Source organism: Sphingomonas abaci, assembly GCF_014199625.1.
GTDB classification, from domain to species: Bacteria; Pseudomonadota; Alphaproteobacteria; order Sphingomonadales; family Sphingomonadaceae; genus Sphingomonas; species Sphingomonas abaci.
In genome coordinates, this window is sequence record NZ_JACHNY010000001.1 from 656,505 (window position 1) to 681,058 (window position 24,554).

Annotated in this window: 21 protein-coding genes; 14 read left to right on the plus strand and 7 right to left on the minus strand. The window is 71.1% G+C overall.

Annotation, left to right across the window (positions count from 1 at the left end):
- Nucleotides 1-57 precede the first annotated feature (57 nt).
- Both GGQ96_RS02930 and GGQ96_RS02935 read left to right on the plus strand, forming a co-directional pair.
- Nucleotides 58-2,514, plus strand: a complete 2,457-nt coding sequence (locus GGQ96_RS02930; RefSeq protein WP_184111364.1) for a circularly permuted type 2 ATP-grasp protein — start codon at nt 58-60, stop codon at nt 2,512-2,514.
- Nucleotides 2,511-3,395: a transglutaminase family protein gene (locus tag GGQ96_RS02935; protein WP_184111366.1), complete on the plus strand. Its 885-nt coding sequence runs from the start codon at nt 2,511-2,513 to the stop codon at nt 3,393-3,395. Before GGQ96_RS02930 ends, GGQ96_RS02935 begins: the two co-directional genes overlap by 4 nt.
- Before the next feature lie 213 nt (nt 3,396-3,608).
- Here the strand turns inward: GGQ96_RS02935 and GGQ96_RS02940 are convergent, their stop codons facing one another.
- Entirely contained in the window at nt 3,609-3,998 is a 390-nt protein-coding gene (locus tag GGQ96_RS02940; RefSeq protein WP_184111368.1) for an acyl-CoA thioesterase, read from the minus strand.
- A 120-nt stretch (nt 3,999-4,118) separates the two neighbouring features.
- Here GGQ96_RS02940 and GGQ96_RS02945 point away from each other — a divergent pair, with 120 nt between their 5' ends.
- From GGQ96_RS02945 to GGQ96_RS02960, 4 genes are all read left to right on the plus strand, one after another.
- Nucleotides 4,119-4,574, plus strand: coding sequence for a GreA/GreB family elongation factor (locus GGQ96_RS02945; protein WP_184111370.1), 456 nt, complete (start codon nt 4,119-4,121; stop codon nt 4,572-4,574).
- Nucleotides 4,571-4,753, plus strand: coding sequence for a hypothetical protein (locus tag GGQ96_RS02950; protein WP_425506685.1), 183 nt, complete (start codon nt 4,571-4,573; stop codon nt 4,751-4,753). The genes GGQ96_RS02945 and GGQ96_RS02950 overlap by 4 nt, the downstream gene beginning before the upstream one ends.
- Before the next feature lie 13 nt (nt 4,754-4,766).
- Nucleotides 4,767-5,927, plus strand: coding sequence for an aminoacetone oxidase family FAD-binding enzyme (locus GGQ96_RS02955; RefSeq protein WP_184111373.1), 1,161 nt, complete (start codon nt 4,767-4,769; stop codon nt 5,925-5,927).
- 64 nt (nt 5,928-5,991) lie between these two features.
- Nucleotides 5,992-7,689: a DEAD/DEAH box helicase gene (locus GGQ96_RS02960; protein ID WP_184111375.1), complete on the plus strand. Its 1,698-nt coding sequence runs from the start codon at nt 5,992-5,994 to the stop codon at nt 7,687-7,689.
- 130 nt (nt 7,690-7,819) lie between these two features.
- Here the strand turns inward: GGQ96_RS02960 and grxD are convergent, their stop codons facing one another.
- The 6 genes from grxD to GGQ96_RS02990 all read right to left on the minus strand — a co-directional run bounded on the left by grxD (nt 7,820) and on the right by GGQ96_RS02990 (nt 13,038).
- Entirely contained in the window at nt 7,820-8,146 is a 327-nt protein-coding gene (grxD, locus tag GGQ96_RS02965; RefSeq protein WP_184111377.1) for a Grx4 family monothiol glutaredoxin, read from the minus strand.
- An 11-nt stretch (nt 8,147-8,157) separates the two neighbouring features.
- Nucleotides 8,158-8,388, minus strand: coding sequence for a BolA family protein (locus GGQ96_RS02970; RefSeq protein ID WP_184111379.1), 231 nt, complete (start codon nt 8,386-8,388; stop codon nt 8,158-8,160).
- A gap of 2 nt (nt 8,389-8,390) precedes the next feature.
- On the minus strand, nt 8,391-8,714 hold the full coding sequence (locus GGQ96_RS02975) for a DUF1476 domain-containing protein (RefSeq protein WP_184111381.1): 324 nt from the start codon (nt 8,712-8,714) through the stop codon (nt 8,391-8,393).
- 104 nt (nt 8,715-8,818) lie between these two features.
- Nucleotides 8,819-10,159, minus strand: coding sequence for an FAD/NAD(P)-binding protein (locus tag GGQ96_RS02980; protein WP_184111383.1), 1,341 nt, complete (start codon nt 10,157-10,159; stop codon nt 8,819-8,821).
- A 57-nt stretch (nt 10,160-10,216) separates the two neighbouring features.
- The gene (locus tag GGQ96_RS02985; protein ID WP_343058902.1) at nt 10,217-11,143 is read right to left on the minus strand and encodes a copper resistance protein B; all 927 of its coding nucleotides are present in this window, start codon (nt 11,141-11,143) and stop codon (nt 10,217-10,219) included.
- Nucleotides 11,140-13,038, minus strand: coding sequence for a copper resistance system multicopper oxidase (locus GGQ96_RS02990; RefSeq protein WP_184111385.1), 1,899 nt, complete (start codon nt 13,036-13,038; stop codon nt 11,140-11,142). The genes GGQ96_RS02985 and GGQ96_RS02990 overlap by 4 nt, the downstream gene beginning before the upstream one ends.
- A 136-nt stretch (nt 13,039-13,174) precedes the next feature.
- On the opposite strand from GGQ96_RS02990, the gene GGQ96_RS02995 reads away from it, so the two are divergent.
- The 8 genes from GGQ96_RS02995 to cobA all read left to right on the plus strand — a co-directional run bounded on the left by GGQ96_RS02995 (nt 13,175) and on the right by cobA (nt 24,373).
- Nucleotides 13,175-13,753 (plus strand): ANTAR domain-containing protein, encoded by a 579-nt coding sequence (locus GGQ96_RS02995; protein ID WP_184111387.1) that lies wholly within the window; start codon nt 13,175-13,177, stop codon nt 13,751-13,753.
- Complete coding sequence (locus GGQ96_RS03000) at nt 13,753-14,964, plus strand: ABC transporter substrate-binding protein (RefSeq protein ID WP_184111389.1); 1,212 nt, start codon at nt 13,753-13,755, stop codon at nt 14,962-14,964. The genes GGQ96_RS02995 and GGQ96_RS03000 overlap by 1 nt, the downstream gene beginning before the upstream one ends.
- A gap of 172 nt (nt 14,965-15,136) precedes the next feature.
- On the plus strand, nt 15,137-16,456 hold the full coding sequence (locus tag GGQ96_RS03005) for a hemolysin family protein (RefSeq protein WP_184111391.1): 1,320 nt from the start codon (nt 15,137-15,139) through the stop codon (nt 16,454-16,456).
- A 252-nt stretch (nt 16,457-16,708) separates the two neighbouring features.
- Nucleotides 16,709-17,947, plus strand: coding sequence for a nitrate/nitrite transporter (locus tag GGQ96_RS03010; protein WP_184111393.1), 1,239 nt, complete (start codon nt 16,709-16,711; stop codon nt 17,945-17,947).
- A gap of 29 nt (nt 17,948-17,976) precedes the next feature.
- The gene (gene nirB / locus GGQ96_RS03015; protein WP_184111395.1) at nt 17,977-20,457 is read left to right on the plus strand and encodes a nitrite reductase large subunit NirB; all 2,481 of its coding nucleotides are present in this window, start codon (nt 17,977-17,979) and stop codon (nt 20,455-20,457) included.
- Complete coding sequence (nirD, locus tag GGQ96_RS03020; RefSeq protein WP_184111396.1) at nt 20,454-20,807, plus strand: nitrite reductase small subunit NirD; 354 nt, start codon at nt 20,454-20,456, stop codon at nt 20,805-20,807. The genes nirB and nirD overlap by 4 nt, the downstream gene beginning before the upstream one ends.
- A gap of 199 nt (nt 20,808-21,006) precedes the next feature.
- On the plus strand, nt 21,007-23,598 hold the full coding sequence (locus tag GGQ96_RS03025) for a molybdopterin-dependent oxidoreductase (protein ID WP_184111397.1): 2,592 nt from the start codon (nt 21,007-21,009) through the stop codon (nt 23,596-23,598).
- Nucleotides 23,588-24,373, plus strand: coding sequence for a uroporphyrinogen-III C-methyltransferase (cobA, locus tag GGQ96_RS03030; protein ID WP_184111398.1), 786 nt, complete (start codon nt 23,588-23,590; stop codon nt 24,371-24,373). Before GGQ96_RS03025 ends, cobA begins: the two co-directional genes overlap by 11 nt.
- Nucleotides 24,374-24,554 lie beyond the last annotated feature (181 nt).

Sequence of the window (24,554 nt, forward strand, 5' to 3'; positions counted from 1 at the left end):
CATCGATCCGTGACACCTGCCCCGGCCCGCCCCTTCGCTGGAGACCGCCTGCTCCCCATGGCGACCGAAGCCGCCCCCCCGTCCGCGCCGCTCTTCGACGCCGGCCTTCATGCCCGGCGCTGGATCGACGATTATTGCGTGCGCGCGCCCGCGGCCGACATGCTGCGCGCCGGCAGCCCCGCGCCCTGGCGCGCGATGTTCGAGGAACTGGCCGCCGTCGCCTCCGACGATCTCGGCCATGCACGCGAGCGGGTGCAGCGCCACGCCGCCGACATGGGCACCGGCTTCCGCATCATCGGCGAGGCGGAGGAGCGGCCCTGGCCCGTCTCGCCCGTGCCGCTGCTGATCGACACGGGCGAATGGGCCGGCATCGCCGCCGGCGTGGTCCAGCGCGCCGAACTGCTCGAACAGGTCGTCGCGGACCTCTATGGTGAGGGGCGGCTGGTGGCCGACGGCGTGCTGCCCGCCGCTTTGGTCACCGGCAGTCCACTGTTCCTGCGGCCGATGGTCGGGCTGACGCCACCGGGCGGGCTGCATCTGCACTTCATCGCCTTCGACCTGGCGCGGGGGCCGAGCGGCGAATGGCGCGTGCTCGCCGACCATCTGCGCGCGCCGGCGGGTGCCGGCTATGCGCTGGAGAACCGGCTGGCGGTCGGGCGGACGCTGGGCGGGTTGCAGGCCAAGCTCAACGTGCAGCGCCACGCCCCCTTCTTCGCCGCATGGCGCGCCGGTCTGGCCGCTCTGTGCCGGCGGACGGACCCGCGCATCGGCCTGCTGACGCCCGGCCGCTACAATCCCTCCTATCCCGAGCAAGCGCATCTCGCCCGCTATCTGGGGCTGCTGCTGGTGGAGGGCGCCGACCTGGCGGCACTGGAGGACCAGGTCTATGTCCGCACCATCGGCGGGCTGAAGCGGATCGACGCCTTGTGGCGGCGGCTCGATCCGCGCCTGCTCGACCCGCTCGCCTTCGACACCCATTCGCAGATCGGCGTCCCCGGCCTGATCGACGCCTATGCCGCCGGCAATGTCGTGCTCGCCAACGCGCCGGGCGCGGGCGTGCTCGAAACCCCCGCCTTCCACGCCTTCATGCCGGCGCTGGCGCAGGCGGTGCTGGGCGAGCCGCTGCGCCTGCCGACCATCGCCACCTGGTGGTGCGGCGGCGAGGCGGAACGCGCGCATGTCGCCGCGAACCTCGACACGTTGACGATCGGCCCCGCCTTCCAGCATCTGCCCTTCGGCCTGGCGGAGGATGCGCCGCGCGCCGCGCTGCTGGCCGACCTGGCGCGCCGGCCGCAGGATTATGTCGGGCAGGAACAGGTGCGGCTGTCGACCATGCCGGTGGTGATCGGCGACCGGCTGGAGGCGCGGCCCTTCACCTTGCGCGTCTTCCTGGCGCGCGGCGGCGATGGCGGCTGGGTGGTGATGCCCGGCGGCTTCGGCCGGATCGGCGAGCATCCGGAAGCCACCGCTTCGGTGATCGGCGAGGGGCTGTGGTCCGCCGATGTCTGCATCCATGGGCCCGAGCCGGTCGCGCCGGTCTCGCTGCTGACCGCGCCCGATTCGCTTCACGTCCGCCGCAACCCCGGCACCTTGCCCAGCCGGGTGGCGGACAATTTCTTCTGGCTCGGCCGCTATCTGGAGCGAGGCGAGGCGCTGCTCGGCGCGATCCGCGTGCTGCTCGGCCATTCGATCGATGTGGAGGCGGGCGCGGTGCTGCCGCCGGCGACGCTCGGCCAGCTGGTCGGCGCGATCGAGGGCGCGGGCGCCGCGGCCCATCCCGCCACCCTGTCGCGCGCCGCGCTCACCGCCTTCGCCAAACAGGCAATGGAGGACGAGGGCTATCACTCGGTCGCGCGGATCAACCGTCATGCCCGCACCATCGGCGAAGGCTCGCGCGACCGGCTGTCGGCGGACATGGTGCGGCTGCTGGAGGCGCCCTTCCCCAGCCAGCGCGGGATGCTCGAGCGCGCCGGCTCGCTCCAGCGCCGCTATGCCGCGATCGCCGGTCTGTCGGCGGAGCATATGGTCCGCACCTCCGCCTGGCGCTTCCACGATCTGGGCCGGCGGATCGAACGGGCGATGGGCATCGCGCGGGCGGTCCGGCTGTTCGGCATGGCGGGGGCGAGCATCGACGACCTGTCGACGCTGCTCGACCTCGCCGACAGCCAGATCAGCTATCGCCAGCGCTATCCGACCGGGATCGCCCGGGTCGCGGTGGTCGACTTGGTCGCGCTCGACCCCGGCAACCCGCGCAGCATCGCCTTCCAGACCGAGCGGATCGGCGCGCGGCTCGCCGAGCTGCCGGTGCTGAGCGACGACGAGATGGCCGAGCCGCAACAGGCGCAGGCGACCGCGCTCCACGCCATCGTCGTCACCGCCGAGGCGGCGACGCTCGACGCCGACAGGCTGGGCGATATCGAGCGGCGGCTGGGGATGCTCGCCGATGCGGTCGCCCGCCGCTATTTCCTGCAGGGCGCGGAGCCGCTGCGCGCGACCGGGCTGACGCTGGCATGACCACCTACGACATCCGCCACCGCACCCGCTTCGATTACGGCGCGCAGGTCAAGTTCGCGCGCTGCAATCTGCGGCTGAAGCCGATCGACTGGCCGGGCCAGACGCTGGAATCCTACGGCCTCTCCGCCGAGCCGACCGGTCGCCTGTCGGCGGCGCGGGCCGAGGCGGGCCTGGCCAATGTCACCCGGCTGGTGGTCGACCGACCGGTGCGGACGCTGACGATCGAAAGCGTCGCGCGGGTGACCGTCGACCGACTGGTGCCGGTCCCCGCCGCCGACGACCCGACGCTGGCCGAGATCGCGGCGCTCGCCCGGACCAGCCGCGACCTGTCGGCGGCGGGGCCGGCGGCTTATCTCTATCCCTCCCCGCTGATTCCGCTCGACCGCGACATCGCCGCCTGGTGCGCGCCCGACCTCGATCCGGACCGCGGCAGCCTGGAGGCGGGGATCGCGCTGGCGCTGCGCATCCAGCGCGAATTCCAGTTCGACGCCACCGCGACGCTGGTCGACACGCCCCCGGCCCAGGCGTTCCGCCAGCGGCGCGGGGTGTGCCAGGACTTCGCGCAGATCATGATCGCCGGCTTGCGCGGCGCGGGGCTGCCCGCCGCCTATGCCTCGGGCTATATCCGCACCATCCCGCCGCCGGGCCAGGCCAGGCTGGTCGGCGCGGACGCGACCCATGCCTGGGTGTTGCTGTGGTGCGGGCCGACTCGCGGCTGGGTCGGGCTGGACCCCACCAACGGCATCTGGATGGCGAGCGACCATATCGTCATGGCGGTCGGCCGCGACTATGCGGAGATCGCGCCGGTCGATGGCGTCGTGCTGGGCTCGGGCGCGCAGGCGATGGACGTCAGCGTCGATGTCGCGCCGGTGGAGGGGTGAGGGTTCGCATGACGGTTCGGGGGACGCGACGATGGTATTTCTTTGTTCCCTCTACATGTTCCCCGGCGGAGCCCGGGGCCCAGTTGGGAAGGCCTGAGTAACGAAGCGCTGTGCTCCATCACCATCGTCTCCCGACTGGGCCCCGGCCTCCGCCGGGGAACAAGAGAAAGGGAAGGGCGGATTATTCGACCCCGACCCCTTCGCACCAACCCCTCAGAAAAACCGGTCCACCACATTCTTCGCCAGCCGCGCCGGGCGCAGCGTCTCGGCGTCCAGGCAGCACCAGCTCGACTTGACCTCGGCCAGCACTTCCTCGCCCCGGCGGATCACCGTCTCGTAGAAGGCGCGGGCGCCCTGCACCTTTTCCAGGATGACGGTGGCGATCACTTCGTCGTTCAGGAAGGCCGGCTTGCGATAGGTGATCTCGTGCTTCAGCGCGACCCAGAGATGCTCGGCCACCGCCTCGGCCGGGGCGAGCTTCTCCCAATGGCTGACCACCGCATGCTGCACCCATTTCAGGTAGCTGGCATTGTTGACATGCCCCATGAAGTCGATGTCGGCGGGGTCGACCGCGATCGGATATTGATGGGGGAGCGCCGTCATATCCTCCATATAGCACGCGCGGCCGCCGATGCGAAACGGATGCCCCCTCGATTCACCGTATCCGCGCCCGCTTTCGCAGCCGCCCCGCCGTCCCTATGTGCCGGGAATGGACATGCCATCATGAGCGTCGCCTTCCGCCGCGAGAGCGACGAGGAGCATCTGGAGCCGAAGTTCGAGCTGCCGATCCCGCCCGGCCCCAATCTGGTCACCGCCGCCGGCCCGGCGCTGCTCGCCGCGCGCGCCGCTGCGATCGAGGCGCAGCTCGCCGCCACCGAGGGGGAGGCACGCGATCCGCTGCTGCGCGAACTCCGCTACTGGCGCACCCGCGTCGCCACCGCCGTCATCGCGCCCGCGCCCGCGCCCGACGAGGCGGGGATCGGCAGCACCGTCACCTTCCGCCTGAACGGCGCGACCCGCACGATCACGATCGTCGGCCATGACGAGGCGGATGCTGACGCGCGCATCGCCTATGCCGCGCCGCTCGCCCGCGCGCTGATGGGCGCGGGCGCGGGCGACTGGCTGCCCTTCCAGGGTCGCGACGATGCGATCCAGGTCCTCGATGTGGAGCGCCGATGATGGCCGAGAAGTTCGAACGTCACCGCCAGCCCTGGAAGCCCGATGAGGTGCAGAAGCTGCATCAGCTCGCCAAGAAGGGGATGGCGCTGAAGGCGATCGCCAAGGCGCTGACCCGCAGCGAGGAATCGGTCAAGGACCGGGCCAAGGCCGACGGCCTGTCGATCGCCAAGCTGCGCTAGGGCCGCACCGTCCGTGAGCGATTATGACGCGATCGTGCTGGGGGCCGGCGCGGCGGGGATGATGTGCGCCGCCGTTGCGGGCCAGCGCGGCCGGCGCGTGCTGCTGGTCGACCATGCGCCGCGGCCCGGCGCCAAGATTCTGATCTCGGGCGGCGGCCGGTGCAACTTCACCAATCGCGACACCGCGCCCGATCGTTTCCTGTCGGCCAATCCGCATTTCGCGAAATCCGCGCTCGGCCGCTACACGCCCGCCGATTTCCTCGAACTGGTCGAGCGGCACGGCATCGCCTGGCACGAGAAGACGCTGGGCCAGCTCTTCTGCGACGGCAGCGCGCGGCAGATCGTCGACCTGCTGGTCGGCGAGTGCGAGCTCGGAAGCGTCGACTGGGCGATGGGCCAGGCGGTGACGGTGGAGCATGACGGCACGCGGTTCCGCGTCGCCTCCGCCACCCGCAGCGACACCGCCCAGCGGCTGGTGATCGCCACCGGCGGCCCCTCCATCCCCAAGATCGGCGCGAGCGACTTCTCCTACCGGCTCGCCAAGCAGTTCGGGCTGAAGCTCGTCGAGCCGCGGCCGGCGCTGGTGCCGCTGACGCTGGGCCCGGACGAGGCGCTGTTCCGCGAACTCGCGGGTGTCGCGACCGAGGTGCGCGCCACCGCCGCCGGCCCCGGTTTCCGCGAGGCGGCGCTGTTCACGCATCGCGGCCTGTCCGGCCCCGCCATCCTCCAGGCCTCCTCCTATTGGCGATCGGGCGAGACGGTGCGGATCGACTTCCTGCCCGACCGCATGCCCGACTGGCTGGTCGCGGCGAAACGCGCACAGCCGCGCGCGTCCCTGCGCAAGCTGCTCCCCTTGCCCGAACGGCTTGCCGAAGCGCTGGCGGAGCGGCTGGGCATCGATCGGCTGGCGGATGCGACCGACAAGGCGCTGCGCGCGGCGGGCGAGCGACTCGGCGCCTGGACCTTCCGTCCCAGCGGCACGGAGGGCTATGCCAAGGCGGAGGTCACGGTGGGCGGCATCAGCACCGCCGAACTGTCTTCCAAGACCATGGAATCGCGTCGCGTTCCCGGCCTTCATGCGATCGGCGAGGCGGTCGATGTGACGGGATGGCTGGGCGGCTATAATTTTCAATGGGCATGGGCGAGCGGATCGGCTACAGGCCACGCGATATAGGGGGATGGACCCCTATGCTTATGATGCTGGCCTATGGGTGTCGGCGTCCCCATATTGGAGCCACATGCTTCCTGATACGCTTCCCGCCCCACTCTCGGCGGCGCTCGCCGCGCGTGGTTATGAAACCCTCACCCCTGTCCAGGCCTCGGTCATCGCCGACGAGGCGCAGGGGCGCGACCTGCTCGTGTCCGCCCAGACCGGCTCGGGCAAGACGGTCGCCTTCGGCCTGGCCATGGCCGATGACCTGCTGATCGATGGCGCGCTGCCGCCTGCCGGTCCGCCGCTGGCGCTGGTGATCGCGCCGACCCGCGAACTGGCGCTGCAGGTCAGCCGCGAGCTGGAATGGCTCTATGCCGGCGCCCGCATCGCCACCTGCGTCGGCGGCATGGACGCGGTGCGCGAGCGGCGCACGCTCAACCACGGCGCGCATATCGTCGTCGGCACCCCCGGCCGGCTGCGCGACCATCTGGAGCGCGGCGCGCTGAAGCTCCAGAACCTCAAGGCCGCCGTGCTCGACGAGGCGGACGAGATGCTCGACATGGGCTTCCGCGACGATCTGGAGCAGATTCTCGACGGCACCCCGGCCGAGCGGCGCACGTTGCTGTTCTCCGCGACGCTGCCGCGCCCGATCGTGGCGTTGGCTCGCACCTATCAGAAGGATGCGTTCCGCATCTCGACGGTGGGCGAGGATCGCGGGCACGGCGATATCGATTACCAGGCGGTCGCGGTGGCGCCGTCGGACATCGAGCATTCGGTGGTCAACCTGCTCCGCTTCCACGAGGCGGAGACCGCGATCCTGTTCTGCGCCACGCGCGACAATGTGCGGCATCTCCACGCCAGCCTGGTCGAGCGCGGCTTCGCGGCCGTGGCGCTGTCGGGCGAGCATTCGCAGAACGAGCGCAACCAGGCGCTCCAGGCGCTGCGCGACGGCCGCGCCCGCGTCTGCGTCGCCACCGACGTGGCAGCGCGCGGCATCGACCTGCCCGGCCTCAGCCTGGTCGTGCATGTCGAGCTGCCCCGCGATGCGGAGACGTTGCAGCACCGCTCGGGTCGCACCGGCCGCGCCGGGCGCAAGGGCACCGCGATCCTGATCGTCCCCTATCCGCGCCGCCGCCGGGTCGAGATGATGCTGAAGGGCGCGCGGATCGCCTTCGCCTGGCATCCGGTGCCGACCGCTGAGGCGATCCGCGACGCCGATCGCGAGCGTCTGCTCGCCAAGCTGGCCGAGCCGGTGGAGTTCGAGGAAGAGGATGTCGCGCTGGGCGCCCGCCTGCTCGAAACCCGCGCGCCGGGCGAGGTCGCGGCGATGCTGGTCCGCGCGCTGCGCGCCAGCCAGCCCGCGCCCGAGGAGCTCGCCGAATCGAGCCCGAACGACCGGCCGCAGCGCGAGACCGAGCATCGCGCCGGCTTCGAGGACACGGTGTGGTTCCGGCTCGACATCGGCCGGCGGCAGAATGCCGACCCGCGCTGGATCCTGCCGCTGCTCTGCCGTCGCGGCCATGTGACGCGCGACGAGATCGGCGCGATCCGCATCGGCCCGGCGGAGACGCTGGTGCAGATCCCGCGCGCGATCGCCGGCCGCTTCCAGGCGTCGGTGCAGAAGACCGCCGGCAAGGATGGCGACGAGGGTGACCTGATGATCGTCCCCGCCGACGGTCCGCCGCCGCGCGGCGCCTCGCACGGCCGCCGTCCGTCGAACGCCGCCGGCCTGGGCGGCCGCGCGCCCTACCGCGCCAAGCCGACCAAGCCGCGCCGCACCTGACGGCGCGTCGCTTGCGACAAAAAGGGCGCGGATCGTGCGATACGATCCGCGCCCTTTTTTTGCCTGCCACCCATCGCAAGCACCACCTCGGCCTTCGCCGGGGTGGTTGCGTAGAGGTGTCAGCGTCCGATCACGCCGCCGGCTGCTCGCCGCCGAACAGCGCCGCCAGCTCGCCGCTCTCGTACATCTCCATCATGATGTCCGAGCCGCCGACGAACTCGCCCTTCACATAGAGCTGCGGGATGGTCGGCCAGTCCGAATAGGCCTTGATGCCCTGGCGGATCTCCTGGTCCTGGAGCACGTCGACGCTCTCATAGGTCGCGCCGAGATGGTCGAGGATCGCCACCGCGCGGCTGGAAAAGCCACATTGCGGGAAGAGCGGGCTGCCCTTCATGAACAGCACGGCGTCATTGCCCTTCACCAGCGCGTCGATGCGCGCATTCACGTCCTGGGTCATCATCTCTTCCTTCACGAAGCGGCGGTGGTGAGCTGGAGCGCGTGGAGCACGCCCCCCATCCGACCACCCAAAGCGGCATAGACCTGCTGGTGCTGCTTCACGCGGGGCATTCCGGCGAAGCTGGGCGACACCACGCGGGCGGCATAATGATCGCCATCCCCGGCGAGGTCGGTGATCTCGACCGTCGCATCGGGAATGGCGGCGCGGATCATCTCCGCGATCTCGTCGGCGGCCATCGGCATGGTTACTGCGCCTCCATCAACTGGCGGCGCGCCTCGACCAGCCGTTCGTCGAGCGCGCGGCGCACCGTGGCCTCGTCGGTCTCGACCCCGGCGGCGGTCAGGTCGCCGACCAGCTTGCGGATGACGTCCTCGTCGCCCGCTTCCTCGAAATCGGCCTGCACCACCCCCTTGGCATAGGAGTCCGTCTCCTCCGGGGTCAGCTTCATCAACGCCGCCGCCCACTGGCCGAGCAGGCGGTTGCGCCGCGCGGTGATGCGGAACGCCATCTCCTGGTCCCGGGCGAACGTCGCCTCAAAGGCACGCTCGCGATCGTCGAAGCTGGTCATTTCCGCTCATTCCCCCAAGCCAGGCACTGTTCCTGGCGGAGATAGGCGCGCAGGGGGCGGCGCGCAACGCCGGGCAATCTGCGCCGGGGCGAAGGTGGCGGGACCTACAGCCCCTCGCCGCCGACCCATTGGGCATGCGACAGGCGGCGGGCCAGGTCCCAGGCCTGGCGGCGCAGGTCGGGCACCGCGACCACTTCCCACAGGCCGCCGCGCGTCATCGGACCGATGCAGCAGAGCGCATCGCGCGCCTGTCCACCTGAATCGATCACCCGCGACTGCGCATCCACATCGATCCCGAGCCGCAGCGCATCGGGGCGGATCGCGCCCGCCGCCGCCAGTCCCGCGAGCAACGGGTCATCGGTGCGGGTCAGGTCACCCTGCGGCCCGGTGCAGTTGACGATCCGCGCCACCGCCATCCGCTCGGTCGCATCGCGATGGCGCGGCCGCCAGGTCAGGTCGACGCCCGCCGGCGTCGCCGTCGCCCCCGCCACCTTGCCGGCGACGAAGCGCAGCCGGCCTTCGGCGACCATCGCATCGATCCGATCGGCGACCGCCGGGGCCAGCCGGTGGCGATGCACGTCCCAGAAGGGGCGGAGATGGCGCAGGAAGCGCGCGCGCGTCGCCCGGTCGCTCGCGCCCCACAGGCGCTGCGTGACCGGGCGCAGGCTGTCGACCGCCGCGCGCCAGCCGCCCGGCGCCTCCGTCGCCTCTGCGCGCAGCTCGCGCACCAGGCCCGACAGGGGGACCCCCGGCAGGTCGGTCCGCCCCTGCACCGGTGCGCCGCCCTCGACGTGACGATGCGGCCGCAGGCCGCGCCGCGACAGCGCGACGATGCCGCCCGCAAAGCCCCCCGCATCCAATTGCAGCGCCAGGTCGATCGCGGTCAGCCCGGTGCCGAGCAGCAGCACCCCGTCCCCCGCCCCCAGCCCCCGGGCCGGATCGGCGCGCCATGGATCGTCGATGTAGCGCCCCCCGGGCAATGCCGCCGGGTCGATGCCCGGCGGCGTGTGCGGCGGCAGATTGCCCGTCGCCAGCACCACCAAATCCGCCGCGATGTCACGCCCGTCGGTGAGCCGCACGCCCGCATCCGTCACCGCGCGCACGTCGCCGGTGCACAGGGTCAGTCGGTCGTCGCGCACCGCCGCCAGCGTCTCCGCCAGATATTCGCCGTAGAGGCGGCGCGGCACGAAGCTGGCGGGCGTGCCGCCATGCCGGGCCGCCAGCCAGCGGACGAAGTGGTCGGCATCGTCGGGAAAGGCGCTCATGCCGGCGGCGCGGACGTTCAGCAGATGCGCCGGCTCGGTCGCGCTATAGGCGACGCCGCGGGCGATGCGCGCCGCCGATCGGTCGATCAGCGTCGCCGAGGGTCCCCCGAAGCGCAGCAGGTTGATCGCGAGCAGCGTGCCGCTGAACCCGCCGCCGACGATCGCGACATGCTCTGTCATGCGCCGGCGTCTAGGCGATCGGGACGGGCGTGTCGAACCGGCGGGACGCGCGGGGCGTCAGAACCAGGCGCGGACGCCCAGCACCAGCGCCGCGCCGCCCGCCTCCTCGCCCCGTGCGCGCGCATATCGGGCGGTGGCCCCGGTGCGGCGCTCCCAGTTCACCCCGACATAGGGCGCGAACTCGCGCGCGATCTCGTAGCGCAGGCGCAGGCCCGCCTCGGCGCTCGACAGGCCGGCGCCGATGCGGCTGGCCGGCATGTCCTGCGCGGCGAGGTTGAACTCGACGCGCGGCTGGAGGATGAGCCGCTGCGTCAGCCGCTGGTCGTACCAGCCCTCGACGCGGCCGAGCAGGTCGCCGCGATCCGACAGGAACAGCGCCCCCTCCACATCGAACCAATAGGGCGCCAGCCCCTCGACGCCGATCACCGCATAGGTCCGCCGCGCGCCGCTGCCCAGGTCCTGGCGCAGGCCGGCCTGCAGGTTCCAATAGGGATCGAGACCGCGCGCATAGAGCGCCTGCACCTCAGCCGTGCCGACCCGGCCGCCGAACGTCCCCTCGCCCTCGCTGCGCACCACCAGCCGGTTAATGTCCCCGCCGAACCAGCCCTCGCCGTCCCAGCGATAGGTGTCGCGGCCGGCGCGCGGCGCGACCTCCGCCAGGTTGAACAGGATCTGGCGGAAGGCCATGCCGCCATGCTCGCGCCGCATCGCCCGGTCGGCGGCGGCCATGGCGGCCGGGTCGTAGAAGCGGTCGGCGGCGCGGTCGGTCGGCGCGGGCGGCGGGGCTGCGTCGCCCGCCGGCTGGTCGGTGCCGGCGGGCGCATCCTCCTTCGGTGGCGCGGCCCTTGGCGTGCAATGGCCCATCGCTTCATGTTCGGGCGGGCAGGACGGATCGGCGGCGGCGCGCTTGGGCGCCGCCATGCCGGGCATCGCCTGCATGTCATGCTGCGGCAGGGCGGCGAGGAGAAGCATCGCCCCGATCACGCCGCCGCTCCCGCCGCTTCGGGGCGCACGGTCACGACCTGCATCATCCCGGCATGCATGTGGTAGAGGAGATGGCAGTGGAACGCCCAGTCGCCGGCCGCATCGGCGGTCAGGTCGAAGGTGGCGGTGCCACCCGGCGCGACATTGATCGTGTGCTTGCGCGGGGCATGGTCGCCATGTCCCGTCACCAGTTCGAAGAAATGGCCGTGCAGATGGATGGGATGCGCCATCATCGTGTCGTTGACCAGCGTGACGCGCACCCGCTCGCCCTGGCGAAAGGGGATGGGGGCGGTGACGGCGTTCATCTTCACCCCGTCGAACGCCCACATATAACGTTCCATATTGCCGGTCAGATGGATCTGGAGCTGGCGCGACGGCGCGCGAACGTCCGGGTTGCGGTCCAGCGCGACCAGGTCGGTATAGACCAGCACGCGGTGCCCGGCATCCGCCAGCCCCTGGGGCGGATCGCCCATCCGGTCCATCGGCATCGGCGACACGGTCTGCACGACCACCGTCCTGGGCAGGCCGGGCGCATTGGCGAAGTCGCGCATCTTGTGACTCATCGCCGGCATCGCCCCGCCCCCAGCGGCGGCGGCCGGGGTGCAATGGCCCATGGCCGCATGTTCGGGCGGGCAGTCGGCGGCGGTCGGCCCGTCATGCGTCATCGCGCCATGATCCATGGCCCCGTGGTTCATGGCCCCCCGGTTCATGGCTCCGTGGTCCATGGCCCCATGGTCCATGGCCCCATGGTCCATGGCCCCATGGTCCATGGTCCCATGGTCCATCCCGGCCATCGTCCCCATCCCCATATCGGCCATGGTGGCGATCGGCCGGCGGCGGAGCGGCGGTACCGGCGCGACCATGCCGGCACGCGGGGCCAGCGTCGCGCGCGCCATGCCCGACCGGTCCCAAGCCTCGGCGACCAGCGCATAGGCGCGCGGCTCGGCCGTATGGACCAGCACGTCATAGGTTTCCGCCACCGCGATCTGCAGCTCGTCGACCGTCACCGGCCGGACATTCTGCCCGTCTGCCTGCACCACCGTCATCGCCAGGCCCGGCAGCCGGACGTTGAAGTTGGTCATCGCCGAGGCGTTGACCAGTCGCAGCCGCACCGTCTCGCCGGGCGCGAACAGGCCGGTCCAGTTGTCCGCCGGGCCATGGCCGTTGACCAGATAGGTATAGGTCGATCCGGTCACGTCGGACACGTCGCTGGGGTCCATCCGCATCCGGCCCCAGTCGATCCGTTCCTTCAATGGCTGGTCGCGCCCGGCCAGCAGACCGGCGAGCGTCTGCTTCTGGTAATTGAAATAGCCGCCCTGCTGCTTCATCTTGGCGAAGATGCGGTGCGGATGCATCGCGCTATGATCGGACAGCACGACGACATGCTCGCGGTCGCTTGCGATCGGATCGGGCCCGGCGGGATCGATCACGATCGGGCCGTAATGCCCCATCTGCTCCTGCAACCCGCTATGGCTGTGATACCAATAGGTGCCCGACTGGATCACCGGAAAGTCATAGGTGAAGGTCGCGCCCGCCGGGATGCCGGGAAAGCTGATCCCCGGCACGCCGTCCATCTGGAACGGCAGCAGCAGCCCGTGCCAGTGGATCGAAGTCTCCTCCGCCAGCGCGTTGGTGACGGCGATCCGCACCCGCTGCCCCTCGCGCAGGCGGATGAGCGGCGCGGGTGAGCCGCCATTGATGCCGATCCGGTGCGCGGGCCGCCCGTCGATCATCCCGTGGAGATGCTCGACGCGCAGCGCGATCGTCTCGCCCGACAGGCGGGCCAGCGGCGAGGGCAAGCCGGCGGAAACGGCGCGCGCCCAGCCGGGCACCATCGCCGCTCCGCCAGCCAAGCCGGCATCGCGCAGGAAATGACGACGGGAAAACAGGGTCATCGGACGGATCGATCCTCGGTACGCGAACCGGCAGCGCCTGCCCCCTGCCCGGCCTGCCCGCGCGCGGCCATGCCACATCATGGCGGCGTTCGATAGAGACTGGCCCGGTCCGGCCCCGGATTGTAGATCGTCGTCCGTGCGAATCGCGATCATCGACACCAGCACCACGCGCGCCGCGATCATCTCGGAGGGGCTGCGCGAGGCGGGGCTGACCGACCTGGCGGTGATCGATCCCGCCGGGCCGCTGGTCGCGCAGGTCGAGGCCGCCGCGCCCGAGGTCGTGCTCATCAACCTGGAGAATCCGAGCCGCGACCTGCTGGAGGATTTCTTCGCCATGTCGCGGGCGCTGGCGCGGCCGATAGCGATGTTCGTCGACCAGTCCGATGCGGCCGCGACGATGGCGGCGGTCGATGCCGGCGTCTCCGCCTATGTCGTCGACGGCTTGGCGAAACAGCGCATCCAGCCGATCCTGGAACTGGCCATCCGCCGCTTCCAGGCCTTTTCCCGGCTCCAGGCCGAACTGGCCGAGGCGAAGACCGCACTCGCCGACCGGCAGGTGATTGACCGCGCCAAGGCGATCCTGATGAAGCGGCGGGGCTTGGACGAGCCGGCCGCCTATGCGTTGCTGCGCGGCCATGCCATGCAGTCCAACCGGCGCATCGCCGAGGTGGCGGAGGCGATCGTCACCAGCGACGCCGTGATGGGGGGCCTGTGATGGGAAGCGAGACGTTCCGGATCGGCTTTCTGCCGCTGGTCGATGCGGCGCTGCCGATCCTGGCGCACGAACTGGGTTTCGCGGCGGCGGAGGGGGTGGCCATCCAGCCGGTCCGCGACCTGACCTGGGCGACGGTGCGCGACCGGCTGCTCTATGGCCACACCGATGCCGCGCACCTGGTCGCGCCGCTGGCGATCGCGACGACGCTGGGGCGCGGACGCCCGCCCGTGTCGCTGTCGGTGCCGTTCGTGCTGGGGCTGAACGGCAATGCCATCACCTTCTCGATCCCGCTGGGCGAGGCGTGCGGGTTGGGCGAGGGCCTGGGCGATCCGGTCGCGCTGGGCGCGGCGCTGAAGCAGGTGGCGGCGGAGCGGCGCGCGGGCGGGCGGCGGCTGCGGCTGGGCGTGGTGCATCGCTATTCCAGCCACAACTATATGCTCCGCTACTGGCTGGCGCAGGTCGGCATCCGCCCGGACGAGGATGTGGAGATCGCGGTGACCAGCCCGCCCTTCGCCGCCGACGCGCTGGCGGCGGGCGAAATCGACGGGATCTGCGTCGGCGAGCCGTGGAACTCGATCGCGGTCGATCGCGGCGTTGGCCGCATCGCGCTGGCCAGCGCCCAGGTGTGGCGGCGCGGGGTCGAGAAGGTGCTGGCGCTGACCGCCGCGACCGCGACCGAGCGGCCGGACGCGGTCGCGGCCCTCGTCCGCGCGCTCCACACCGCCGCCGCGCATTTCGTCGCCCCCGGCACCGCCGGGGACAGCGCGGCGATCCTGGCGCGGCCCGAATATCTGGACGCGCCGGTCGATGCGATCCTGCGCGCGATCACCGATCGCATCCGCCTGGTGCCGGGCGGCGCGCCGATCCATTACCCCGACTTCATGTTCCAGTACCGCGAGGCGGCGAACTTCCCGTGGCGCAGCCAGGCGGCCTGGCTCTACACCCAGATGGTCCGCTGGGAAGGCCGGCCCTTCGACGCGGCCGAGGCGGCGGCGGCGATGGCGACCTTCCGCCCCGACCTGTACCGGGCCGCGCTGGCCGGATCGGGCGCGGTGCTGCCCGGCGCCAGCTCCAAGCTGGAAGGCGCGCTGGGCGAGCCGATCGCCGCCGGCTCCACGCAGGGGCGGCTGGTGCTGGGCAACGACCGCTTCTTCGATGGCCGGGCCTTCGATCCCGACGACATGCCGGGCTATCTGGCGGGGCTGCCCTGACGGGATTGCTCCTCTTGCCGGGGCAGGGAATCCGATGGCATGACCCCGGTCATCACGATCCGCCCTCCCCAAGCCGGCGCCGCTGTGCCACACCCGCGCACGAGGCGCGCCCGCCGCCGACCGCCGGGCATCATGACGCAGGTCGGACCTCGACCCGCGGGGTAAGGAGCTTATGTCGCCGTTTCTCGGACTGGCCGCGGTGCTGGTGCTCGTCATCGCCAACGGTTTCTTCGTCGCCTCGGAATTCTCGCTGGTCGCGGTGCGGCGCAGCCGGGTGGCGGAGCTGGTCAATGCCGGGCGGATGAACGCCAAGGCCCTGCAACGCGCGGTCGACCAGCTCGACGCCAATCTCGCCGCGACGCAACTCGGCATCACCATCTCGTCGCTGGCGCTCGGCTGGATCGGCGAGCCGGCGCTGGCGCATCTGGTCGAGCCATTGCTCGCCGGCCTGCCCGCCGGCCTCGCCTCGGGCGGTTCGCACGCGGTGGCGGTGGCGATCTCCTTCACCGTCATCACCGCGCTCCACATCGTGCTGGGCGAACTCGCGCCCAAGAGCCTGGCGCTCCAGCGCAGCGAGAAGACCGCGCTCTGGGTGGTGCGGCCGCTCTCCGTCTTCCTGTTCGTGCTGCGTCCGGCGATCGGCGCGCTCAACGGCCTGGGCAATCTGGTGCTGCGGCTGTTCGGCCTGCGCCCCGGCACCGGCGAGGAGGCGCTGCACTCGCCCGAGGAGCTGAAGCTGCTGGTCGCCGCCAGCCACGAGGCCGGCTTGCTCAACGAGGCGCAGCAGGAGGTGGCGGAGCGGGTCTTCACGCTGGGCGACCGGCGGATCGTCGACATCATGACGCCACGCCGCGACATCGACTGGATCGACGCCGATGCCGGGCCGGAGATGCTGCTCCAGGCGGTGCGCCGCTCGACGCACGAGCAGTTGCTGGTCGGCCAGGCCGATCTGGACGAGCTGCGCGGCATGATCCTGAAGAAGGACCTGCTCGACCAGGCGCTGGACGGCGGCGCGATCGATCCGCTGGCGGTGGTGCGGAAGCCGCTGATCGTCCATGAGGCGACGCCCATCGTCCGCGTGCTGGAGCAGTTCAAGCGCTCGCCCGTGCGCCTCGCCGTCATCATCAACGAATATGGCAGCGTCGAGGGTCTGGTGACGCAGACCGACCTGCTGGAAGCGCTGGCCGGCGAACTGGCGGAGGACGAGCACGCCCCCGATCCCGCGATCCTCCGCCAGGACGACGGGTCGCTGCTGATCGACGGGCTGGTCTCCGCGCATGACGGCTATCGCCTGCTGCAATGGCGCGACGAGCCGACCGATGCCGATTACCATACCATGGCGGGCTTCGCGCTGGCCCGGCTGACGCACCTGCCGGTGCCGGGCGAGACGTTCGAGCATAATGGCTGGCGGTTCGAGATCATGGCGCTGGACGGCCGCCGGATCGCGCAACTGAAGGCGACGCCGCTCGACCCGGACGCCGCCGAGGACTGATGCTGCGCCTGCGAAAAGGGGCTTGCGAGGTTTTCGCGAATCAGGCAACCTAGGTCGGTCCGGCAATGACGTCGGACACGAAATAGCAGCGAACCGCCTCTCCAGCGCCGGGGGGGCTCCCGCTGACCGGACCGGAGCCTTCATGGCCCCGCACCCGGATGGAGGCAACGAAGCCGCCAGGACGTGATCCCGCAAGGGTCGCCGTCCTGGCGGCTTTTTTCATTTCCGGCCCTGGCGGCCGAGGGGGACAGCATGGCGACGGCGATGTGGAACGATGCGAAGGACAAACCGGCGGACGGTTTCTGGGCGAGCGGCCATACGCCGACGCTGATCGCCGCCTTTCTCTATTTCGATCTGGCCTTCATGGTCTGGGTGCTGCTCGGGCCGCTCGCGCCCGACATCGCCAAGGCGCTGGCGCTGACCCCGGCGCAGAAGGGGCTGATGGTCGCGGTGCCGACGCTGGCCGGCGCGGTGCTGCGTGTCGTCAACGGCCTGCTGGTCGACCGGATCGGGCCCAAGCGGTCGGGCGCGATCAGCCAGATCATCGTCATCGCCGGCCTGGCCAGCGCCTGGATGCTGGGCGTCACCAGCTTTGCCGGCACGCTGGCCCTGGGCGTGATCCTGGGCTTTGCCGGGGCCAGCTTCGCGATCGCGCTGCCGCTCGCCAGCCGCTGGTATCCGCCCGAGCATCAGGGCAAGGCGATGGGCCTCGCCGGGATGGGCAATTCGGGTACGGTGCTGGCGGCGCTGTTCGCCCCCGCGCTCGCCAAGCTGTTCGGCTGGAACGCGGTGCTGGGCCTGGCCTGCATCCCGCTGACCCTCGTGTTCGTCCTGTACATGATCCTGGCCAAGGACGCGCCGGGCGCCCCCGCGCCGCGCCGGCTCGGCGAATATCTGCAACCGCTGCGCCAGGCCGATGCCTGGTGGCTGATGGGCTTCTACGCCGTGACCTTCGGCGGGTTCGTGGGGCTGGCGGCCAGCCTGCCGCTCTATTTCACCGAGCGGTTCGGGCTGACCACGGTGCAGGCCGGCTATGCCACCGCGGCCTGCGTGTTCGCCGGCTCGCTGGTGCGGCCGATGGGCGGGGCGCTGGCCGATGCGATCGGCGGGGTGAAGGCACTGATGGCGGTCTTCGCCGCCGCCGCGGCGACCCTGACCGGCGTAGCGATGGCCGATGGCTTCGCCGCCTCGCTCGCCCTCTTCGTCCTGTCGATGCTGGCGCTGGGGGTCGGCAACGGATCGGTGTTCCAGCTGGTGCCGCAGCGTTTCGCCGCCGAGATCGGCGTGATGACCGGCCTGGTCGGCATGGCCGGCGGCGTCGGCGGCTTCTACCTCGCCTCCTCGCTCGGCCTCGCCAAGCAATGGACCGGCAGCTTCTCCGGCGGCTTCCTGATCTTCGCAGGCCTGGCGCTGGTGGCGCTGACCGGCCTGACGCTGGTCAAAGGCCAGTGGCGGCGTCGCTGGGGCACCGCCCAGGGCGTGCGGATCTGATGCCTTCCCCTTCTTCACGGACCGAACCGATGAAACACGAAGTCCTGACCCCCGCCACGACCGACACCCGAGAGCATCTGGTCGTGATCGGCAACGGCATGGCCGGCTGCCGCGCCGTCGAGGAATTGCTGGCGCGCGATCCCGGCCGCTACCGCATCACCATCTTCGGCGCGGAGCCGCTGGTGAACTACAACCGGATCATGCTGTCGCCGGTGCTGGCGGGCGAGAAGACCTTCGACGAGATCGTCATCAACGGCCATGACTGGTATGCCGACAACGGCATCGCGCTGGTCAGCGGCGATCCGGTGACGGCGATCGACCGCGACGCGCGCACCGTCGCCACCCGCGGCGGTCTCGTCACCGGTTACGACCGGCTGCTGATCGCGACCGGCTCCGACCCGTTCATCATCCCGGTGCCCGGCCACGACCTGCCCGGCGTCATCAGCTTCCGCGACATGCAGGATGTCGAGCACATGCTCGCCGCTGCTGAACGGGGCGGCAGCGCGGTGGTGATCGGCGGCGGCCTGCTCGGGCTGGAGGCGGCGCACGGCCTGTCGCTTCGGGGCATGACCGTCACCGTCCTCCATCTGATGCCGACGCTGATGGAGCGGCAGCTCGACGAGGCGGCCGGCTGGCTGCTGAAGCAGGCGCTGGAGGCGCGCGGCCAGACCGTGCTGACCGGAGCCGACACCGCCGCGATCCTGGGCGACGGCAGGGTGGAGGCGATCCGCCTGAAGGACGGGCGCGAGATCGCCGCCGACCTGGTGGTGATGGCGGTCGGCATCCGCCCCTCCGTCGCGCTCGCCCGCGCCGCCGGCCTGGAGGTCGGGCGCGGGATCAAGGTGGACGACCATATGGTCACCTCCGACCCACGCATCCTGGCGGTCGGCGAGTGCGTCGAGCATGACGGACAGGTCTACGGCCTGGTCGCGCCGCTCTGGGACATGTGCCGCAGCCTCGCCGATGCGCTGACCGGCAGCCCGTCCGGCTATCGCCCCACCGCGACCGCGACCAAGCTGAAGGTCGCCGGGCTCGACGTCTTCTCGGCCGGCGATTTCGGCGGCGGCGACGGCGCGGAGGACATCGTGCTGCGCGATGCGGCGCGCGGCATCTACAAGCGCGTCGTGGTCCGGGACGACCGCATCGTCGGCGCGGTGCTGTACGGCGACACCGCCGACGGCAACTGGTATTTCGACCTGTTGAAGAAGGGCGAGCCCATCGCCGACATTCGCGACGCGCTGATCTTCGGCCAGGCCTTCGCCTCGGGAGGGGGGCAGACGGACCCTAAGGCGGCCGTTGCGGCGCTCTCCGACACGGCGGAGATCTGCGGCTGCAACGGCGTCACCAAAGGCCAGGTCGTGTCCTGCATCGGCAAGGGCGCGCACAGCCTCGATGCCGTCCGCGCCACCTGCAAGGCATCGGCGAGTTGCGGATCATGCACCGGGCTGGTCGAGACGCTGCTCGCGCTCACCTTGGGCGACGAGGTCGAGGCGGGACCGAAGACGATGTGCAAATGCACCAGCTTCGGCCACGACGATGTCCGCCGCGAGATCGTCGCGCAGGACATGCGCTCGATCCCGGAAGTCATGCAGAAGCTGCACTGGTCGACCCCGGACGGCTGTTCCTCCTGCCGCCCGGCGCTCAATTACTATCTGCTCTGCGCGCTTCCCGGCGAATATGTCGATGATCAGCAGAGCCGCTTCGTCAACGAGCGGATGCACGCCAACATCCAGAAGGACGGCACCTATTCGGTCGTGCCGCGCATGTGGGGCGGGATCACCAGCCCCAAGGAACTGCGCGCGATCGCCGATGTGGTCGAGAAGTTCAACGCGCCGATGGTCAAGGTGACGGGCGGCCAGCGGCTCGACATCTTCGGCATCCGGAAGGAGGATCTGCCCGCCGTGTGGGCCGACCTGAACGCGGCCGGGATGGTCAGCGGCCATGCCTATGGGAAGAGCCTGCGCACGGTGAAGACCTGTGTCGGCTCCGAATGGTGCCGCTTCGGCACGCAGGATTCGACCGGCCTGGGCGTCAAGCTGGAGCGCGCGACCTGGGGATCGTGGATGCCGCACAAGTTCAAGATCGCGGTGTCCGGCTGCCCGCGCAACTGCGCCGAGGCGACGATCAAGGATTTCGGCGTGGTCTGCGTCGATTCGGGCTACGAGCTCCATGTCGGCGGTAACGGCGGCATCAAGGTCCGCGCCACCGACCTGCTCGGCAAAGTCGCGACCGAGGCCGAGGCGATGGAGATGTGCGCCGCCTTCATCCAGCTCTATCGCGAGGAGGCGCGCTATCTGGAGCGGACCGCGCCGTGGATCGAGCGGGTCGGCCTGGCCTATGTCCAGTCGCGGCTGCTGCCCGACGCCGAGGCGCGCGCCGAGCTCGCCCGTCGCTTCTTCCATTCGCAGAGCTTCTCGCAAGGCGATCCCTGGGCGGCGCGCGTGGCGGGCGAGGAGCGCGAGATGCATGCGCCGATGGCGCGCTTCACCCCCCAGGAGGAAATGGCATGACCCCCCAGATTTTGGCAGGCGAGTGGCTCGACATCGGCTGGGTGAATGAAATTCCGGTGCGCGGCGCCCGCACGGTGCAGGTCGAGGGCGGCGACGACATCGCCGTGTTCCGCACCGGCGAGAACAGGGTCTTCGCGCTGCTCGACCGCTGCCCGCACAAGCACGGACGCCTCAGCCAGGGCATCGTCCATGGCGGCGCGGTGGCCTGCCCGCTGCACAATTGGCGCATTTCGCTCAGCACGGGCGAGGCCCTGGGCGAGGACAAGGGCTGCACGCCGGTGGTGCCGGTCAAGATCAGCGGCGGTCGCGTGCTGATCTGCCGCGCCTCGACGCTGAAGGCGGCTGCGTGATGTCGACCCAAATCCTCGTCGCACGGCGATCAGCGCAAACATCTCCACATCGCCAAATCGCCTGCACCACCCCGGCGGAGGCCAGGGTCCAGTCACGGAGCGATCGTGATACCGCAGCGGCGTCCCCCAACTGGACCCCGGCCTTCGCCGGAGTGGCATGATGGGTTGGGCCATGATCCCCTTGCAGGGGAGGAATTGAGTGGCTTCCATCAACACCACCTGCGCCTATTGCGGCGTCGGCTGCGGCATCCGCGCGACCGTGACCGGCGCGCGGCAGGTGCGGATCGAGGGCGATCCCGACCATCCCGCCAATCGCGGCCGGCTCTGCTCCAAGGGCACGCATCTGGGCGAGACGGTCGGGCTGGAGGGTCGCCTGCTCCATCCGATGATCGGCCGGCGGCGGGCGAGCTGGGACAAGGCGCTCGACCTGGTCGCCCGGCGCTTCCGCGACACCATCGCGCAGCACGGGCCGGACAGCGTCGCCTTCTACGTGTCGGGTCAGTTGCTCACCGAGGATTACTACGTCGCCAACAAGCTGATGAAGGGATTCATCGGCTCCGCCAATATCGACACCAATTCGCGGCTGTGCATGGCGAGCGCGGTCGCCGGGCACAATCGCGCGTTCGGCGAGGACGTGGTGCCCGCCACGTACGACGACATCGACGCCGCCGACCTGATCGTGCTGGTCGGCAGCAACACCGCCTGGTGCCACCCGATCGTCTATCAGCGCATCCGCGCGCGGTGCGACGCCGGCGCGAAACTGGTCGTGATCGACCCGCGCCGGACGGAGACGGCGGAACAGGCCGACCTGCACCTGGCGATCCGACCCGGCAGCGACGTCGCGCTGATGAACGGCGCGCTCGCCTGGGTCCGCGCCGCGGGCGCGGTGGACGAGGAGTTCCTCGCCGCCTCGGTCGCGGTGCCGGCGGACTTCTGGGCGACGGTGGAAGAGGGTTATGACCTCTGGTCGGTGGCGAAGACCTGCGACGTCGCGCCCGCCGACCTGCGCCGCTTCTACGAATGGTTCGCCGCGATTCCACGCACCGTCACGCTGTTCAGCCAGGGCATCAACCAGTCGACCGCCGGCACCGACCAGGTCAACGCGATCCTCAACCTCCACCTCGCGACGGGGCGGATCGGCAAGCCGGGGGCAGCCCCCTTCTCGATCACCGGCCAGCCCAATGCGATGGGCGGCCGCGAGGTCGGCGGCCTCGCCTCGACTCTGGCCGCGCATATGGATTTCGCGCCCGACAACCGCGCGCGCGTGCAGCGCTTCTGGGCCGCGCCCGCGATCGCGGCCAAGCCGGGGCTGAAGGCGGTCGACCTGTTCCGCGAACTGGGCCAGGGCCGGATCAAGGCGCTGTGGATCATGGCGACCAACCCCGCGGTGTCGATGCCCGATGCCGGGTCCGTGCGCGACGCGCTCGCCGCCTGCCCGTTCGTCGTGGTCAGCGACGTGATCGCCGAGACGGATACGTCCGCCCATGCCCATGTCCGCCTGCCGGCTGCCGCCTGGGGCGAGAAGGACGGCACCGTGACCAATTCCGACCGCACGATCAGCCGCCAGCGTGCGCTGTTCCCGCTGCCGGGCGAGGCGAAACCCGACTGGTGGATCGTCAAGGAGGTCGGCCGCCGCATGGGCTGGGCGACGGCCTTCGCCTATGACCGTCCGGCCGAGATCTGGCGCGAGCATTGCCGCCTGTCCACCTACGAGAATGACGGCCGTCGCCTGTTCGCGCTGCCCGGCCGGTCGAGCGGCGGCAATGCCGATTATGACGCGATGCAGCCGTTCCGCTGGGGCGACGCGCCCTTCGCCGACGGCCGCTTCCCGACGCCGGACGGGCGCGCCCGGCTGGTGCCGGTCGCGCAGAAGGCGATCCCGGCCCCGTTGCGCGACTGGCCGATGACGCTCAACACCGGCCGCTACCGCGACCACTGGCATACGATGACCCGGACCGGCCTCGCGCCCAAGCTGGCGCGGCATCGGGAGGAACCGCTGGTCGAGGTGAATCCCGACGATGCGGCGCGCCTGATGCTCTCCGATGGCAGCTTGGCGCGCGTCGGCACGCCGCAGGGCGAGAGCCTGTACCGCGTCTCCGTCGTCGCCAGCCAGCGGCCGGGCGAGCTGTTCGTGCCGATCCACTGGACCGACCGCACCGCCACCGGCGGTCGCACCGGCCGGTTGCCCCGCCCGCTGACCGACCCCTATTCGGGCCAGCCCGGCTTCAAGGCGAGTCCGGTGCGGATCGCCCCGGTGGCCACCCGTTGGCGCGGCTTCCTGATCCTGGGCCACGAAGCGGCGCGGCGTCCCGACTGCCTGTGGGCGACGCGGATCGCGGTGCCGGCCGGCACGCTGTGGGAACTCGCCGGCGACGGCGATGCCGCCGCGCTCGACCGGCTGCTGCCGGCGGGCGAGCGGATCGAGGCGGTCGATGCCGCGCGCGGCACCCGCCGCGTCGCGATCCTGTCCGGTGGGCGGCTGGCCGCAGCGCTGTTCGTCACCGAGACGGGGCAGTTGCCGACCCGCGACTGGCTGATCGCGCAACTGTCCGAACCGCAGGCCGCCCCCACCCTGCTCGCCGGCCGCGCACCGGGCGCGGCGGTCGATCGCGGCGCGATCCTGTGCATCTGTTTCGACCTGGGCGTGAAGACGATCCTGGCCGCGATCCGCGACCGGCAGCTCGCCGATGTCGCCGCGATCGGCGCGGCGATCGGCGCCGGCACCAATTGCGGCTCGTGCCGCCCCGCCCTGGCCCGCCTGCTGGCGGAGGAGACCATTCATGCAGCCTGACGATTTCCCCGCCGCCTCGGTCTGGCTGGTCGGCGCGGGGCCGGGCGATCCGGAACTCCTGACGATGAAGGCGGTGCGCCTGATCGAGGCCGCCGACATCGTCTTCTACGACGCGCTGGTCGGTCCGGGGGTGCTCGACCGGATCCCGCCCGGCACCGAGCGGGTCGGCGTCGGCAAGCGATCGGGCCGCCATTCCAAGGACCAAGGCACGATCGATTCGCTGATCGTCGCCGCCGCGCTGGCGGGCCACCGGGTCGTGCGACTGAAGGGCGGCGACCCGTCGATCTTCGGCCGGTCGACCGAGGAGATCGACGCGTGTCGTGCGGCGGGCATTCCGGTCCGCATCTGCCCCGGCATCACCGCCGCCAGCGCCGCCGCCGCCTCCGGACTCGCCTCGCTGACGCTGCGCGGGCTGGAGCGGCGGCTGACCTTGGTGACCGCCCATGCCCGCGCGGGCGAGCCGCTCGACCTCGACTGGTCGGCGCTCGCCGCGCCCGATGCGACGCTGGCCGTCTATATGGGCCGCGCCGCCGCCGGGCAGGTTGCCGCCGAACTGATGTCGGCGGGCTTGGCGCCGGACACGCCGGTGATGGTCGCGGTCAACGTCTCGCTGCCGGGCGAGCGGCTGATCCGGGGCCGGCTCGACGCCATGGCGTTCCTGGTGGAGGCGATCAGCGACGGCGACCCTGCGCTGCTGCTGATCGGTCAGGCGATGGGAGTGAGCGCGCCCCAAGCCGCCGACCGGATCGCGACGCTCCAGCCGCTGGCGGTGTAGGGCAGGTCCTGCACCTCGGTCTTTGCGCGACCACGCCCCCCCCATGCCACCCCGGCGAAGGCCGGGGTCCGGTTGGAAAGGCTGTAGTTTTTTGGCCGTGCGCGTCGTCATGATCGTGCCCCAGCTGGACCCCGGCCTCCGCCGGGGTGGGATAGTGGGAGTGGAGCCTAGACTTTCGCCA